The following is a 312-nucleotide window of genomic DNA, read 5'->3' as shown; positions in this document are numbered from 1 at the left end:
CCAGCAGGGTGCCATAACCACCAGTGATTCTAGTACCTCCAATAACCACTGCAGCAATCACCGTCAGTTCGGTACCCATAATGCTGGTCGGATCAACAAACTTGAGGTTCGAAAAAGAGATGATAGCCATCAGCGCAGCCAGCACACCCATGAGCGGATATATGAACAACTTGATGTGCAATGGCGATAATCCCGCTCGCCTTGCAGATTCCTCGGAATTGCCAATTGCATAAACACCGTGTCCCAGTGTGGTGTGATTCATCACGAACCACACTGCCGCGTATACGATCACCGTGATGAGGAAGAAGCCCG

Annotated in this window: 1 protein-coding gene; it reads right to left on the bottom strand. The window is 50.6% G+C overall.

Going from position 1 to position 312, the window contains the following annotated elements; translation table 11 throughout:
• Window positions 1-312 (bottom strand): ABC transporter permease (locus tag EIK80_RS25340; protein ID WP_370450263.1); only part of this gene is annotated, 312 nt, incomplete at both ends.

Origin of the sequence: Caulobacter sp. 602-1 (genome assembly GCF_003931565.1) — a bacterium.
Taxonomy (GTDB): Bacteria; Pseudomonadota; Alphaproteobacteria; order Caulobacterales; family Caulobacteraceae; genus Caulobacter.
The sequence above is the reverse complement of the archived record's forward strand: the minus strand, read 5'-3'. Positions and strand labels throughout refer to the sequence as shown.